The following is a 16,562-nucleotide window of genomic DNA, read 5'->3' as shown; positions in this document are numbered from 1 at the left end:
ACAACTAGACGGTATACTTATACAGTGCTTTATATTGGTAATGACATTAAAATGCGCTACAACTGTGGGGTAATATGATTAGCCTTTTTCACCAAAAGGGGCTTACGTATGTTAGCCCCAATGGGTGGATTTTATTTACAGTGTGTTGTTTAGTAACAACAAACCATAAGCTGCGAGTTGTTCGCCATTGAGGTCATGTTGCCAGTTAGCGGTTAAACCGTCTCGAGCAATGTTAGCAATCGTTTGTGGGTTAGCACTTAAATTAAGCACGAACACACTTTTACTGCCGTTTAACTCACGGGTTATTTCAACCAGGCCGTTGTTGTGTTGGGTTAACGCATAACTGCCTTTAATGCCGAGCTCTGGGCGCTGTTTTTTCTGCGCGATTAATAATTTATATAGCTGCCAAATAGAGTCTGGCTGTGCTTGCTGGGCGGCTACGCTGCGATCTGCTGCTGCAAGTTGCTCGGCTAAAAATGCTGGCCACCAGCTTGCAAAATCATCACCAAACAATTCACTTTGTTCAACCCAACTGTTTTTAGCTGTGGTAAAGCCGGCTTGATTGCTGTTATTCCATTGCATTGGCGCGCGTTTATAAACGTCGTGACCTGTGCCACCTTGTGTTAAGCCAATTTCTTCACCGTAGTAAATATAAGGGGTGCCCGGTGAGCTAAATAACATGGCGGCGGCAAGCTTTGCCTTGTCGTCATGCTCTGCTAGCTGATAAGCCACTCGCTCTTGGTCGTGATTGGTTAAAAACGGCGCAAAAAAGTCAAGTGGTGCGCTCGAGTCAATACGCTGTTGTAAGTTTTGTTTTAACACATTGGCATCAACCGTATTTTTTTGCTGGTTAGACTGCATAGTGCCAAATTGCGCTTCGCCACTGGCATCAGGCTTTAATAAGCCAAGGATTTTATAGCCCACTTCAAAGTCAAAACCTTGATCGAGCCCTTTGCCATCGCCGTAATATTTTGCTGCAACAGGAATATCGGCCCATGCTTCACCGACTAAGTACGCGTCTGGATCAACACTTTTTACATACTGATTAAAGTGCTGCCAGTAAGCAATGGTTTCATCGGTGTCGGCTTGCGCATTGCCGCCGCTTTCCATGGCAAAGCGTACTGCGTCTAATCTAAAGCCTGCTACGCCTTTATCGAGCCAAAACTTGGCCATTTTTTCCATTTCGGCAATCACGTCGGGGTGGCGTAAATTTAAATCAGGTTGGCTGGCACCAAATGCGCCATAGTAATATTGCTGACGGGTTTCACTCCAATGCCATACCGCATCTGGCTTGTCGTTATCGCTCCATGCGTGGCCCCAGCCACTGCCCGCTTTTGGCAAGTCGTCACGCCACACAAAGTAGTCACTGTAAGGGCGCTCGCCGTTTGCAGAGCGTTTAAACCATGGGTGCTCACTTGAAATATGGTTAATCACTAAATCAAGTACCACCTTCATGCCTTTGTCGTCAGCGGCTTGTATAAAGGCTTCAAATTCTGCCATGCTACCGTAGTCGCTTTCTACTTGGTAAAACTCAGTAAAGTCGTAACCATGGTAAGATGGCGCTTCAAACATGGGGGTCAACCATAAAGCATTGACACCTAACTCTTGTAAATACGGCAATTTTTTGGTCATGCCGTTAAAATCGCCATGGCCATCACCGTCGCTGTCATAAAAGCTGCGTGGCCAAATTTGATAAAATATCGCACTTTGCCACCATGGCGTGGCGTGTTGTTCGGCACTGATTTGCGCCGTAGCGGCTGTATTAGTATTTTGTGTGTTAGTTGTAGGTGCGCTCTGGCAGCCCGTTAACATTAAAGCGAGGGCCAACGCACTCAAGGTAAAGGTTTTCATTTCATCTCCGTTATTATTTTAATAAATGCACCTAGCCGTATGTGACTACGGCTAGTCATTTGCTAGAAAAGGTTATTGCAGTGCGTGTTCAACCACGGGGTAATGATCCCACACTTGCTTGTCGTGTAATGAACGAAGTAGTTTGATGTATTCAGCATGGGTCCACGCCAGTGGTGTGGCTGAGTTGGTGCCCTCGCCTAGCTTATATCCTGCTTTGTTAACCCCTACGCCATCCCATACTTGCTCTGGTAGCATAAACCCTTGGTTAGCAAATGTTTCCATACCTTTTACATAGGTGTTTTTGATGGCGTTTTGCTTAGTGGCATCGAAGCTATTTGTGGCATTAGCGGCGGCAATTTCATAATGACCTCGCTCGCCGGTAAAAAACGGCCATACTCGCCCACGTTGCCCTGGGGTTTTTATGCCGCCTTCAGCGTAGTTTGCGCCCGTTACTTCGTCTTCACCGTAACCGTCGTTACCATAGCGGCGATAGCCTGAGAAAGTGCCTGAGCCGTCGGCAAACTCAAATGTGTAATGCACTTGCAAGTTATCTTCTAAGCTTTGATCATCATACTCAGGTAAGGTTTTAACAATGCTAGGGGCAAGTGCATCGCGTACGCCATAACGTACTAGCTCTAAAAAGCCGCCATCGAGAATTTGCTTTTTATTAAAGCCTTCACGGCCATTATTGGCACTAATTTTAGTGTTTGAATTGGCGTCTTTATCTTGGCCAATACGAATGAAATATTCGCCGTCGCTTGCTTTTGAGTCAAGGTTGCCTTGGGTTGTAAACATGGTGTTTTCAATGTCGGCATTATAGCTTTTTGCGGTTGCAAGGTAGCGCTTAGCATTGGCCTCATCACCCGCCATTTTGGCAATGTCGGCGGCGGTAATTAAACCCGCTATAACCGCTGCGCTGGTTGACGGTGAATAACCCTCTTGCTCTTCCCAGCGCTCTTGTTGTGTGGCCGGTGGTGTTATTTGTATGTCGTTCCATAAAATTTTAGCAAGGCCGCCGTCCACTAAAAAATCAGCCGCGGGCTTTAACATACGCCCATACCAATCTGTGAGCTCGCCATCAGTTAATACACCTGCTTGGTGAAGCTTCCACGCTAGCATAATCGGCATCGCGGTTTGATCAAGCTGCACGCCTACCCACTCAAGCTCGCCATCAACATGCGTTTTTTGTAAAAACCAGCCTGTATCGCCATTATTACCCGGCGTTTTACTGTTCACTTGTACTTTTTCAAGGTATTCGAATGCGGTTTTTGCAGTGTGGGTATCGCCCATGGCCATAAATGCCATCGCCACTTGGTAAAAGTCACGTACCCATACGGCTTTATAACCGGTAGAGCCTGTTTTAGCCGACACCGTTTCGCCCCATGGGTTTGAAAGCGACGCGATTAACGCACCGGCATGAGTTTTGTCTTCTTGCGCTTTTAGCACCATGGCACTGGTGTAAAGTAATTTTCCATTATCGGCTGTTTGTGCAGTCATGGTATTAAGCGGTGCAAGGCTTTGTAAATAATCTTGCCAGCCCAATGCCTCGCCTTTGCCGTTGTAGTTATCAAGTACGTGCTGATAACCGCGGGCTAAACTCGCTTTACCTTCTTTAAAACTTGCTTGCTGGTTGTTACCAAAACTCAGGGTTAAATCAAACTGGCTGTTTTTGCCAATCTCACCCAACTCGGCAAGTAAACTTACGTTACCTGATTGCTCACCGGTATTTTTATACACGGTTGCTAATTGCTGAGTTGCTTTAAGCTCGCTTAAACCATCGCTCTTACCAGTAAAACCAACACTGGTTTGTTTAAACGGTTTTGCACCTTGTAGCGATAAGTAACTATCGCCTTGCCATGCTACTAGCCCTTGCTCAGTGGTTTTAGCAAAATCATCAAGGCCGTTATTATTGATGTAAGGGTTAACCGTTACGTAGGCTTTAACACCCTCAAGCTCAGTATTAAAAATACTGCGAACAAATAAGGTTTGGCCGTCTGGGTCAGTAAATATGTGTTTTTCTAGGCTAAAGCGACCTTGCTTGTCACTGCTTGTTACTTTGTAAGCCAGTGACAGTGGACGCCCTGCCTCATCTTTGTATAAGTAGTCAATTGTTACATCAAGGTCGTCGGCTTCTGTTACGGTAAAGTCTTGACCTACCACAACAAACTGCATGTCCTTAATTTGCGCTTGGTGAATAAGCCCAAACATGGTTTCGGTGATCATGCCTTTCGCAATTGAGAACCATACTTTTGACACTGCGCCCGTTGGCGCATTATCGCTGTAATGACCGTTTTCATATTGCTCGTAAGATGTACCAATACCGGTTTTACCTGAGTAAGCCCAAAATGGTTCAGCGCCTGGCGCGCCCGGTGCCGTAAGTTGTTGTGTTACTTTAGCTGTTTCGGTTAAGGCTTGCTCAGAGCTACAGGCTGTTAAGCCAAGCATTAATAAACTTGTGGTGATGATGTTGTATTTATTCATTTTAAACCCTTTAATCTATTTGTTTTTAGCTAACGACTCGTTTTACTGCGTGTGTTTGACGCGCAGTACCGCAACGGCTGCGAGTAAAAACGACACCGCACCCAGCACTAATGCATAAATTGGTTGATTATCAAAAAAGTGGCGTAATATTAGCCCAAGTACACTAGCGGCAAGTAATTGCGGGATCACAATAAAAAAGTTAAAGATCCCCATATACACACCCATTTTTTTACTCGGCACCGATGAACTCAGCATCGCATAAGGCAGTGATAAAATAGACGCCCACGCAAAGCCCACGCCAATCATTGGCCAAATTAATAAGCTAGGATCGTTGATAAATATAAAACTCGCCAAACCTAAAGCCCCTAATACAAGGTTTATGGCATGGGCTAATTTTAATCCCACACGCTTTACGATGATCGGGATACACAATGCTGCCAATGCCGCAAAACCGTTATAGGCGGCGAATAAAATACCCACCCAATCAGCGCCATCATTGTAAGCAGCCGAACTGGTATCGCTACTGCCATAATGAAAACTGGTTACCGCTGAGGTGGTATAGATCCACATCGCAAATAACGTAAACCAACTAAAAAACTGCACCCAAGCAAGCTGCTTCATGGCCTCTGGCATAATGAACACATCATTCACCACTTGATAAAAGCCATTATTAGTTTTGTTTTGTCGTTGTAACTGGCCTGCAATAAATTGGATGATGCCAAAACTGGTTAAGCCAGCAGCAAGTAAGTAAAGCTCTTTTTCAAGAGAAAGGCTTAATACAATTAGTAAGATAGCGAGACCAAGCACAGTGAATATTGCCCCACCTTTGTTAAAGTTAACTTGTTTACTGGTTGTTGTTACAGATGCTTGCTCAACATGATCATTAAATTGCTCAAGCTGCTCTGGTGAATATTCTTTGGTGGTAAACACAGTCCAAAATACCGCAACAAGTAAGACAACGGCACCAAAGTAAAAGGAGAATTTTACAGACTCTGGAATTTGCCCAACCGGGGCAATATTAGAAATATCAAACCAGTTGGTCATCATCCACGGTAATGCTGAGGCAACCACCGAGCTCACACCAATAAAAAAGCTTTGCATGGCGTAGCCGGTTGCACGCTGTTTAGTTGGCAAATTATCGCTGACCAATGCTCGAAACGGTTCCATGGTGACGTTGATAGAGGCGTCCATGATCCACAGCATTCCCGCAGCTATCCACAGTGTTGGTGAGTTAGGCATGATAAATAACGCTAACGTGGTTAAAATTGCGCCATATAAAAAGAACGGTCTACGGCGCCCCAATTTGCCCCACGTTTTATCGCTCCAGTAACCAATAATTGGCTGTACGATTAAACCTGTAAGTGGTGCTGCAACCCATAAGATGGGAATGTCATCAATATTTGCACCTAACGTTTGAAATATACGGCTAACGTTACCGTTTTGCAGTGCAAAACCAAATTGAATACCTAAGAAACCAAAGCACATGTTCCATATTTGCCAAAAGCTTAAGGTCGGTTTGTTATTTTTCATTATGTGCTCCAGTGGTCAATACTGCACTGCTAAGCGCATTTAACGTTAAACTGATTTGTGCGCCGTGTTCGTTGATGCTAATAAAGGCGTTTTGATGTGCTTCTAGTAAATCAAGTAATTGAACCTTGCTTGCATTGAGTGGTTGTAATGAAGTTAATGGCACAGCAATGTCTATTGTCACCGCTTGCTCTGCAAAGTTACTAACAACCCAAATGTGTTGTTGGCCAATACTGCGGCTAAACGCGGCCACTTGGTCACTCCCTGTCACCGTGAGCGGTTGCATGTCACCGGCAACAACAGCGGGGTGTTTACTCAATGCCATAACTGCTTTGTAATAGTCGCGTAACTGAGTTTGCTCGGCCGTTAATGCGCCGCCATCAAACTTGCCGTTGTTCATCCACGCTTGGTGTGCAGGGACGCCAATGTAATCAAATATACTGGTGCGAGTCGGTTGACCAAAACCGGCATTTTCAGAGCCATCTTCACCTACATCTTGGCCAAAATATAACAGTGTTGGTGAACGGCTTATCAAGTTGGATACCACCAGCGCAGGCTTACCTTTTGCTGCATTACCGGCAAAGTCAGGACTGGCGATACGTTGCTCGTCGTGGTTTTCTAAAAAGTGCAGCATGTGCTGCTCAATATTAGCAACCTCGTTTTGAGGTGTAAAAATACTCGCCGCGGCTTGCTTGCCTTGCATCACGCCTTTTAAAGTATCGTAAAAGCCGACTTTATCGTATAGATAGTCCATTTTACCTTGCTGGATATAAGGGCGGTATAAATCTGGGTTATACACTTCCGCTAATAAGAATGCTTCAGGGCTGTGCATTTTGATTGATGAATTTAAAAAGCTCCAAAACTCCACCGGCACCATTTCCGCCATATCATAGCGAAAACCATCAACCCCTTTGTCTAACCAATAAAGGGCGATATCACGGAATTTATACCAGCTGTTAGGTAGGTCTTTGTCTTGCCAAAATTCAAAGTGCTCACGTAAATCTTTATTTGCGTAATCGGCAGGTAGCGTTGGAAAATCGTAACTACCGTCGGGTTTTACGCCGTAATTAACTTTAACTGTTTCGTACCAGTCGTTCATATCGGGCTTGGCAGCACGGGCACCATTGCCGGTCCACTTGGCTGGGGTTTCATCAAATAAGTTATCGGCAAGTGGGTGGGTATTACCGCCAAGTACTTGGTAATTTTCACTGGTTGGTACTTGAAATGACTGCCCAGTAACGTAGTAAAAGTTGTTATCGCGGGCATACTCAAGGCTAGTGTCGTCTTGCTCACCAAAATCTTTCACTCCCATAGGTTTAGCGGTAGATTTATAATGGCGTGCCACATGATTTGGCACAATATCAATGACTACTTTCATACCATGCTTATGGGTACGTTCAATCAGCGCAGTAAATTCTTCAAGGCGACGCTCAGGGTTGATTGCTAAATCGGGGTTTACATCGTAGTAGTCTTTAATAGCATAAGGAGAGCCTGCACGGCCTTTGACAACATCAGGATCGTCTTGGCTTATACCATATTGGCTGTAATCCCCCACCAGCGCGTGATGAAGCACACCTGTATACCAAATGTGAGTTGTACCAAGCTCTTTGATCCCTGTTAACGCAGTATCGTTAAAATCGCTGAATCTGCCGACGCCATTTTGCTCTTTGGTTCCCCACGGTATATTGGTTGTCTGGGTATTACCAAATAAACGAGTGAATACTTGGTACACTACGGGCTTTGAATGCACTGTGGTTTGCTGTTGCGTTGCTTGCTCCTGATCATTAACCGTTGGCTCTTCTGAGCACGCTCCCAGAAATAAGCTGCTGGCTAATATCAATGAGCCATATTTGAGTGTGCTTAATGTTGTGTTGTTTGTTGTCATAATACTCATACTTGCTAGACGTTTTAATAAAACGTCATTTTTATTATAAATTTAATACTAAAGTGAACAGCCACTGACTGACAGTAGCTGCATACGTATTCACACAGGCTTTATTCAATTATCAAGACTGTGGCATTCATTGGCGCCAATGTCACTGCATCCGTTAAGCTAATTGCTTGGTTAGTAAAAAGATTTGTGGCCCGTTTATGTTGCCCTATTACCTCTTGCATATACGCTAATGACCAGCTCGTTGCTGCGGTGTTTTTATTTAAAAATACCATTACAGTTTGTTGCTTATTGGTTCTTGCATAGCTATAAACGCCATCTTTAGGACTAAAGTGAGTAAGCTTCCCATTTGCTATGGCTGGGCTTTGTTTTCTAAAATTAAGTAAAGTGGTGATGGTTTTGTGCATCTCAGTTTGCTCAGCTGTTAAACCTTGCCCTGTAAATGCGTTACTTTGCTGAGCTTTAAAACCACCTGGAAAGTCAATACGAATATCACCATGGTCGTTACTGCCAGTATTATCAAGCAGCACTTCTGTACCATAGTACATTTGCGCAATACCACGGGTGGTAAGCAACATAGTCATCGCCATTTTAGTTTTAGCAAGATCTTGTTTAAGCTCTGTGTACACTCGGCTCATGTCGTGGTTATCAGCAAACACCAGTAAGTTATCTGGATTTGGGTATAAAAAATCATTAGCGATTGATTGATACACTTTTACCCAGCCAGTGCTCCAGCTTTCTTCTTCATTAAGTGCTTGGATCAGAGCCTCTTGTAATGAAAAATCCATTACGCTTGGCAGACTTGAGGTGTAACCATCGTTATTAACTTTGCCCGCTTGCCAATATGAGGCAATGGCTGGGTTTGAGGTCCACTCTTCACCAACAATATTAAATTGTGGGTATTCAGTCATGATTGCTTTGGTCCAATTGGCTAAAAAGGTTTTGTCTGAATATGAGTAGGTATCAACGCGAATACCGCTTAAGTCGGCGTATTCAATCCACCAAATAGCATTTTGAATTAAGTAAGTTGCAAGTAATGGTTGGCGCTGGTTTAGATCTGGCATTGTGGCTACAAACCAGCCATCACTAAACTGGCGTTTATCAAACTCACTGGCATGCGGGTCTTGAATTGTTTGCCGTGCATGGCTTGTTGCATGTTTGCCGTTTGCAAAGTCACCGTTAAAATTTATCCAATCAGCCGTAGGCTTATCACTCATCCATTCATGCTCTGAACCAAAGTGGTTAAGCACTAAATCCATTACCATGCCAATGCCGCGTTGTTTCGCTTTCGCTGATAACTCGCGATACAACTCATTTGAGCCCATACGTGGATCTATGTTGTAAAAGTCAGTAATCGCATAGCCATGGTACGAATAGCTAGGCATGTCATTTTCAAGTGGCGGAGTTAACCAAAGCTGCGTTACGCCAAGCTTTTGTAAATACGGCAGTGCGTTAATGATACCTTGAATATCACCACCATGACGCCCACCTCGCTCACTTGGATTGGCTGCTTCTATCATGCCTTGTACGGTGTCGTTACTGCTATCGCCATTAGCAAAGCGATCCGGGTTAATTAAATAAATGGTGTCGCTGCTATTAAAACCATTACGTTGACTGCTCTTTGCTTTGCGTGCAAGTAGTGAGTATTCAAAACGCTCCCCTGATTTGCTACTAAAAACTAAAACACCGGGCTTAGCGCTGGGTTTAATTTCAAGATTTAAAAACGCGTAATTTGGATTATCAGTTCGCGTGGTGCTGGTAAGCTCAACACCAGCATGCGGTTCAAGTTGCCATTGCTGTTTAGCAATATTTGGCTCATGCAGCATAATTTGTAGCTGATTGCTTTTCATACCTGTCCACCAGTTTTGTGGCGATATTGTCATGGCATTAAGATTAAAGCACATAGCTACAAGTGTGCTTGCTAAACAGATTTGAATGAGTGATTTCATATTAATTATTTTTCATCCTCGCTAAAAATTCACTGTGTGTGGGTAATTGATTGACGGTACCGCTGATCAAGGTTTTTAAATTACTAAAGAGCTCAGTCAATTGTTCATCGCTCAAAACATCAGCTAAGGGGTGATAATCTTGCGCTTCAAGCCCTTGCCCTATCATCACTTGCTGCCAAGCAACTTCGGCGAATAGCTCATCGTCTTCACGTATAATTTTGCCGGTATCTTTAAATAAATCGATTTTAGTTTGTAATGAGTCAGGAATACTCATGTGCTTACATTGACGCCAAAACGCACTATCTGTGCGCTCAGTAAGTTTGTAGTGCAAAATGATAAAATCACGAATGCGTTGCACTTCCACTTTACTTTGCAGGTTATATGTAGCGACCAAGGATTGCTCAATGCCACGATGGGGGAATAACTTAATTAACCGAGTTACAGCGCTTTGGATTAAATGGATACTGGTCGATTCCAACGGCTCTAAAAAGCCACTTGATAAACCAATCGCTACCACATTTTTATGCCATTGCTTGAGCCTGCGCCCCGTTTTAAAACGAATAACCCGTGGCTCTGTGATCTGCTCGCCCGATATATTATCCAGTAATTGCTGTTTAGCTTGCTCATCACTTATGTGACGACTTGAATACACTAAACCATTACCAACACGGTGTTGTAACGGGATTTGCCACTGCCAACCCGCATCGTGAGCAATTGAGCGAGTATACGGCACAGGCTCAGTTGTACTTTTAGTTTGCACTGCAATAGCGCTGTCGCACGGTAACCAGTGCGACCAATCTTCAAAACCTGTGTTTAGGGTCTTCTCGATAAGCAATGCACTCAAGCCCGTGCAATCTATAAATAAATCACCGGTGATTGTTTGCCCATCTAAAAGTGCAAGCGCTTGCACAAAACCGGTATCGACACATTGCTTAACATCCGCAATTTTACCTTCAATGCGCTTAACACCTCGCGTAATCGTGAGTTCTTTTAAAAACTCAGCGTACAAGGTAGCGTCAAAGTGATAAGCGTAATTTAAACCACTAAGCGGGGTATTAGGTATATGTTTTAAATGGGTGAATTTATGCTGTTTGGCCGTTTGATAATTAAGCGAAAAATCCCAAAAGTCGGCACTACTGCCCTGTTGCCGAGCTCTCAGCCAATAATGATAAAAATCACAAAACGGGAAGTCTTTCCCTATATCACCAAAAGCATGCATGTAGTTGTGACTTGGTGCTCGCCAGTTTTCAAACTCAATACCCAGTTTAATCGTCGCCTGGGTGGCGTTAATAAATTCACGTTCTCGAATTCCTAACGCGGCATTAAGATGTTGAATAGGCGGAATGCTCGCTTCACCCACTCCCACAGTGCCAATTTGATCAGATTCAATCAGGGTAATATTAACTATGTTACCTAGCACTTTATTGAGTAAGGCTGCTGTTATCCACCCTGCAGTGCCGCCACCGGCAATAACCAGCTGTTTAACTTTTTGCTGTTGCATTCACTTATCCACCGTAAAACATTACTGTCAGTGTAGCTCAGCGATATAAAAAAGCCCTTGTAAAACAAATCACAAGGGCCTTTCAACGCTAAAGAATGTTATAGCTTGTAACTAAAGCCAAGTAAGAACGTACGGCCGTAATCTTGGTAATCACGTACTTGTAAGTCACTATCACCTTGTAATGATACAAACGGTTCTTCAGTGATATTTTGTACTTGGAAGGTTACGCTTAAGCCATCTAAGCTTTCTACACCACCTTCACCAAAGTCATAACCAACTTGTGCATCCCAAATGGTTTCGCCTTTAATATCAACTTGTGTTGTTTCAAAACCTGCGCCGTAAATATCACCTTTAAAGTCGCTGCGTTTACGCATGCTGGTACGTGCTTGGAAACCACTGCGTTCAAAGTAAACTGTTAAGCTATCAATTTGGTCTGATAAGCCTGGTAACTCGTACTCATTCCCTTTTTGATCTTGGATATCTTGCTCTACACCAGTATGGCTGGCAATTATGCCAAAGCCATCAAGCGATGAATGGAAGATATTAAATGGTAGCGTAAGAGCAAGCTCATAACCCCAAAGGTCACCACCACCACCGTTTACTTTACTTGAACGAGTACCTGTTTGCTGATCTACTGGAGGTACTTCACCTGTAGCAGGATTTGGCTTGCCAGATAAATCAACCGTGTAATTATCGTCAAAAATCCATTGAGTTATATCTTTGTAGAAAAATGCTGCTGAAAAATAACCTTCAGCGTCAAAGTAGTTTTCGTAGCTTAAATCAAAACCAGTTGCTTCTTTCGGTTCAAGCTTTGGGTTTCCACCTGAAACTGTCCAATAATTACCACTGTCATCAGGCTGTACTGAACTAAAACTAGTTTCCAATGAAGCATGCATTTCATCAAGACGTGCACGAGAGATTGTTTTTGCAGCACCAAAGCGAATAGTTTGATCTTCATCAATAGCAAACGATAAGTTTAAACTTGGTAAAATATGTGAATAATCATGACTAACATCTGTTGGGATTGCTTGTACCAACCCATTCACGCTTGTTGCTTCATAACCCTGAGAGGATTGTTCCGTTTTTACATAACGTACGCCCACATTACCAGTTACTGGAATAGAGCCAAGTTCTGCATTAATATCAGCTTGAACGAAAAATGCGGTTACTTTTTCCTGTACTGTCCACGAACGAGTAAGATGCTTAGGATCATTTAGGCTCTCTTGAAGTAGATCATAATAACCGTCATTTACAAGAGCGTTCGTATCATAAGCTATCATATCGCCCATCCCGATGAAATCGAGGCTTGCAGAACCTAAACGATACTGCTCTGGTACAGAAACCATACCTGGGTTATCAACTGAGAAGCCAGAAAGTGTCATGAAGTAACCTTCAGACTTTTTACTTTTTTCACGGTCTCGATAAGACATACCAAAATTAATTTTGCTAATGTATTCATTATCTAGCACTTTGCTTGCCGCGAGTTTTAATGTTGATAACTCATCATTAATTTCTGGCGCATTTATAAAGCCATCTTGTGCTTGGTCTTTATAACCTGAAATGTCATTATTGTCTTCATCAATTAAGCCATACTTGAGGTTAAGTGCTTTACTTGCACCCCATGATAATGGGCCACCTAATTGAATTAAGCCGTAATCACTGTAATCGAGTTCATGTGAGAACTGCGCACCTGTATTACCACCATCAAACACATAACCAATGTTCTCAGCAACACCATTATTATCTCCACGGCCAGTACCTGAATAGCTTTCGATACTCCAAATTTGGCGCTCTACTTCAGAGCGGCTCGCATCAAACTCAACTGACCAATCATCGCTAATATCGTATTTTGTATTGAATCCAAACTGAGTTAACTCTGCATTTCGTTCTTCGTAGTCGTTACGTACAACAACACGTTGACCTTGCGTTACAGCACTGGTGATAAAACCACTTTCAGGATCAACTACCACAGAGGTTGGATCTATTGTTCCTTGGCCCCAGGCAAAAGGCACTTCAATACCGCGAAGAATTTTCTCATCACTAAAATCAACATAGAGCGCATCAAACGTCATATTTAAGCGATCAGTTGGCGCTGCTTCTATAACAAGCATTGCCGAGTCACGCTCAAGGGTTGATGAACGTACAAATGGCTTAGCACCGCCTAAGATAGAGTATGTCTGGCCACTGTCTTCTGTAAACTCAGGATAACCCCATGAGTTCCAGCGTTTTTCTTGGTTTGGTGAGCTCATGGTATTGTATGCGAATGCGACACCGATTGTGTCATCTGCAAATTGGTCAATATACGACACCGTACCGCGGAAACCTTGATCATCACCGTCTGGGTTTAACTTATCGAAACCAGTTTGCTCTAATTGACCATTAAACATGATCACGCGCTCACCTTTACTTAAAGGTTTTACGGTTTGCATGTCGATAACACCTGCAATACCTTCTGCGTCTAAGCTTGCGTTTGGTGTTTTATATACGGTTACACCGCTCATTATTTCAGATGGGTAAAGGTCAAACTCAACACCACGATTGTCCCCAATCGATACCTGCTCACGACCATTAAAGGTTGTTGCACTTTCGTTTTCACTAAAACCACGAACGCTTACACGACTGGCACGGCCATCTAGGCGCTGCGCGGTCAAACCTGGTAAACGTGCGATTGATTCGGCAATTGAAGAGTCCGGCAGTTTCCCAATATCTTCTGCAGAAATAGATTCAACCACTTCTGATGAAAAACGTTTTGTATTGATTGACTCAACTACGCTGCCACGAAAACCTTTAACTTCAATGACTTCAACGTCATTCTTTGCGGTGGGCTGCTCTTCTTGTGCGTGTGAAGCGAAACTGCTAATACCTGCGGTTGCAAGTGCAATTGTTAATATACTTGGTTTGAACATAGACATGATGTGTTTCCCGTTACCCAATTTTATATTTACTAACTTTTAGCGAGTTGCTTGTGATAGAAGCAAAACCATTTGTTAGCTATTTTGTTGTCAGGACGAATATTAACGCCCGCCTTATTTTATTAACAACCTTATGCATACGTATTCAGGTTAGTGCAAAACCAACAACCTTAACAAATAATTCACAAAAATAATGGCAACACCTTGTTTTTATAGATATAAAGATGGGGCAGTTGAGCATTCTATTTTATAAAAGAAATATTCACTGCTTCGGGTTCCTTTAATGCGGTAATTTACAGTTTAAGACCTTAATTATTAGTGTATTCACACTTTACATGCGCGTTTCAGTCGCCCCTTTTTCTGAATGACAATTGGTAAGACCATTAATGGCGCTACACCATAACGCTACAGAACCCATAGAATATGCACCAAGTTGGATTTACTACTTTGTTAATGATACGAAAACGAGAATTGGTAAACATTCATTTGCCGAACACATACCTTTGTTAATAGGTTTTTCTGAGACTGTTTTCCTTGTCAAAGCGATCTATTTAGCATGCATACGTATGTATCCTTTTTACAGTATCAAGCCCTTCACGTATGCTTTTTAAAAAATAACGCAGTTCGTTTTAATCGAACTGCTAACAAGATTACGAACACACCATTTCTAAACAGCAATAATTGCTAGGGTAAAATGGGCAGTGTTGTCACGATGGAGAAAAAAATGGCTCAACAGCAGTGGTATAAAGGCGCAGTGATTTATCAGGTTTATCCGCGCAGTTTTCAAGATACCAACGGTGACGGAATTGGTGATTTAAAAGGGATCATCAGCCGCATGGACTATATTAAAAGTCTGGGTGTTGATGCTATTTGGATCTCTCCTTTCTTTAAATCTCCAATGAAAGATTTTGGCTACGATATAAGTGATTATCGCGACGTAGACCCACTATTTGGTGATCTTAACGACTTTGATGAGCTAATTGCACAAGCCCATCAACGTGATATTAAAATTATTATTGACCAAGTTTTAAGTCATACATCTGATCAACACCAATGGTTTTTAGATAGTCGTGAAGATAAAACTAATGACCGTTCTGATTGGTATGTGTGGGCTGATGCAAAGCCTGATGGCACACAACCTAACAATTGGCTCTCTATTTTTGGTGGTCCTGCTTGGCAGTGGGAACCACGCCGTGGTCAATATTATTTGCATAACTTTTTTACTGAGCAACCGGATCTTAACTTTCATAATCCAGATGTACGCCAAGCTGTATTAGATAACGTTGAGTTTTGGCTGAAAAAGGGTGTGGACGGTTTTAGATTAGATGCGATCAACTTTTGCTATCACGATGCACAACTACGCGATAACCCTGCTAAGCCACCTGAAAAACGCCAAGGCAGAGGCTTTAGTGAAGACAACCCATACGCATTTCAATACCATCACTACAACAATACCCAGCCTGAAAACATCAGCTTTATGCAAGATATTCGTGCCTTGCTTAATAAATACCCAGGCACAGTGTCTTTAGGTGAAATATCATCGGAAGACTCGCTTGCTACTATGGCTGAATACACCGCCGGTGGTGACAAACTACACATGGGTTACAGCTTTGAGCTATTAACCAATGACTACAGCAGTGAATACATCCGCACTACGGTAAAAACACTTGAAGAGCGAATGACTGAAGGCTGGCCGTGTTGGGCGTTTAGCAACCATGATGTAGAGCGTGTAGCAAGTCGTTGGAGCAGTGATAACACCATCAACCCAGCACAATGTAAAATGCTCAGCGCTTTGCTTGCATCACTGCGCGGTAGTGTGTGTATGTATCAAGGTGAAGAGTTAGGCTTAGGTGAAGCAAGTGTTGCATTTGAAGACTTACAAGACCCTTACGGCATCACCTTTTGGCCTAACTTTAAAGGCCGTGATGGCTGTCGTACACCAATGCCTTGGCATAATAACGACTGCGAGCAGGCTGGTTTTTCAACTACAAAGCCGTGGTTACCGGTTGATCAAAACCACAAGCTGCAAGCTGTTAATGAGCAAGATAACGATCGTGATTCAATTTTAAATGCCTTCCGTCACTTTATGGCATGGCGAAAAGAACAAGCTATTTTACTTGAAGGTGATATCGAATTTATTAACACGCCAGAGCCATTGCTTGCCTTCTATCGCCACTTTGCAGGACAAACAATGTTATGCGTATTTAACTTAGCACAGGAATCGGCAAGCCTCGATATTCAGCACACTAACATTGTTCCCCATGTAGAACTTCAGCACCACAATGGTACTGTAGAAGGACACACCCTCACCCTGCCCGGTTTTGGTTGTTTTTACGCAGCAGTAAATTAATACCTTATAGTAATGATGAATATTTGGGAGACTTAATATTCTTCCCAAATAACATTAACTTTTAATTAAAAGATCCACCTTCTAAAGAAGGTGGCATTAG

General features: G+C 43.0%; 8 protein-coding genes. 1 reads left to right on the top strand and 7 read right to left on the bottom strand.

Going from position 1 to position 16,562, the window contains the following annotated elements; all coding sequences use genetic code 11:
- Nucleotides 1-135: 135 nt before the first annotated feature.
- The 7 genes from V7783_RS13085 to V7783_RS13055 all read right to left on the bottom strand — a co-directional run bounded on the left by V7783_RS13085 (nt 136) and on the right by V7783_RS13055 (nt 14,112).
- Entirely contained in the window at nt 136-1,851 is a 1,716-nt protein-coding gene (locus V7783_RS13085; RefSeq protein WP_335679094.1) for an alpha-amylase family glycosyl hydrolase, read from the bottom strand.
- Nucleotides 1,852-1,923: 72 nt separating this feature from the next.
- Entirely contained in the window at nt 1,924-4,332 is a 2,409-nt protein-coding gene (locus V7783_RS13080) for a glycoside hydrolase family 15 protein (protein WP_335679093.1), read from the bottom strand.
- Nucleotides 4,333-4,374: 42 nt separating this feature from the next.
- Nucleotides 4,375-5,862, bottom strand: coding sequence for an MFS transporter (locus tag V7783_RS13075; RefSeq protein ID WP_335679092.1), 1,488 nt, complete (start codon nt 5,860-5,862; stop codon nt 4,375-4,377).
- Complete coding sequence (locus tag V7783_RS13070) at nt 5,852-7,744, bottom strand: alpha-amylase family glycosyl hydrolase (protein WP_335679091.1); 1,893 nt, start codon at nt 7,742-7,744, stop codon at nt 5,852-5,854. The genes V7783_RS13075 and V7783_RS13070 overlap by 11 nt, the downstream gene beginning before the upstream one ends.
- Nucleotides 7,745-7,854: 110 nt before the next feature.
- Entirely contained in the window at nt 7,855-9,654 is a 1,800-nt protein-coding gene (locus V7783_RS13065; RefSeq protein WP_442961377.1) for a glycoside hydrolase family 13 protein, read from the bottom strand.
- A gap of 46 nt (nt 9,655-9,700) precedes the next feature.
- On the bottom strand, nt 9,701-11,200 hold the full coding sequence (locus V7783_RS13060; protein WP_335679089.1) for a tryptophan halogenase family protein: 1,500 nt from the start codon (nt 11,198-11,200) through the stop codon (nt 9,701-9,703).
- Nucleotides 11,201-11,298: 98 nt separating this feature from the next.
- Nucleotides 11,299-14,112 (bottom strand): TonB-dependent receptor, encoded by a 2,814-nt coding sequence (locus V7783_RS13055; RefSeq protein WP_335679088.1) that lies wholly within the window; start codon nt 14,110-14,112, stop codon nt 11,299-11,301.
- 724 nt (nt 14,113-14,836) lie between these two features.
- Here V7783_RS13055 and V7783_RS13050 point away from each other — a divergent pair.
- Nucleotides 14,837-16,462 carry an alpha-glucosidase family protein gene (locus tag V7783_RS13050; protein ID WP_335679087.1) on the top strand — a complete coding sequence of 542 codons (1,626 nt, stop codon included), beginning with the start codon at nt 14,837-14,839 and terminating at the stop codon, nt 16,460-16,462.
- The last annotated feature ends 100 nt before the right edge of the window (nt 16,463-16,562 follow it).

Source organism: Pseudoalteromonas sp. (assembly GCF_036960685.1).
Classification (GTDB): domain Bacteria; phylum Pseudomonadota; class Gammaproteobacteria; order Enterobacterales; family Alteromonadaceae; genus Pseudoalteromonas.
Note: the sequence above shows the minus strand (reverse complement) of the source record. Positions and strands in the feature narration are given on the sequence as shown.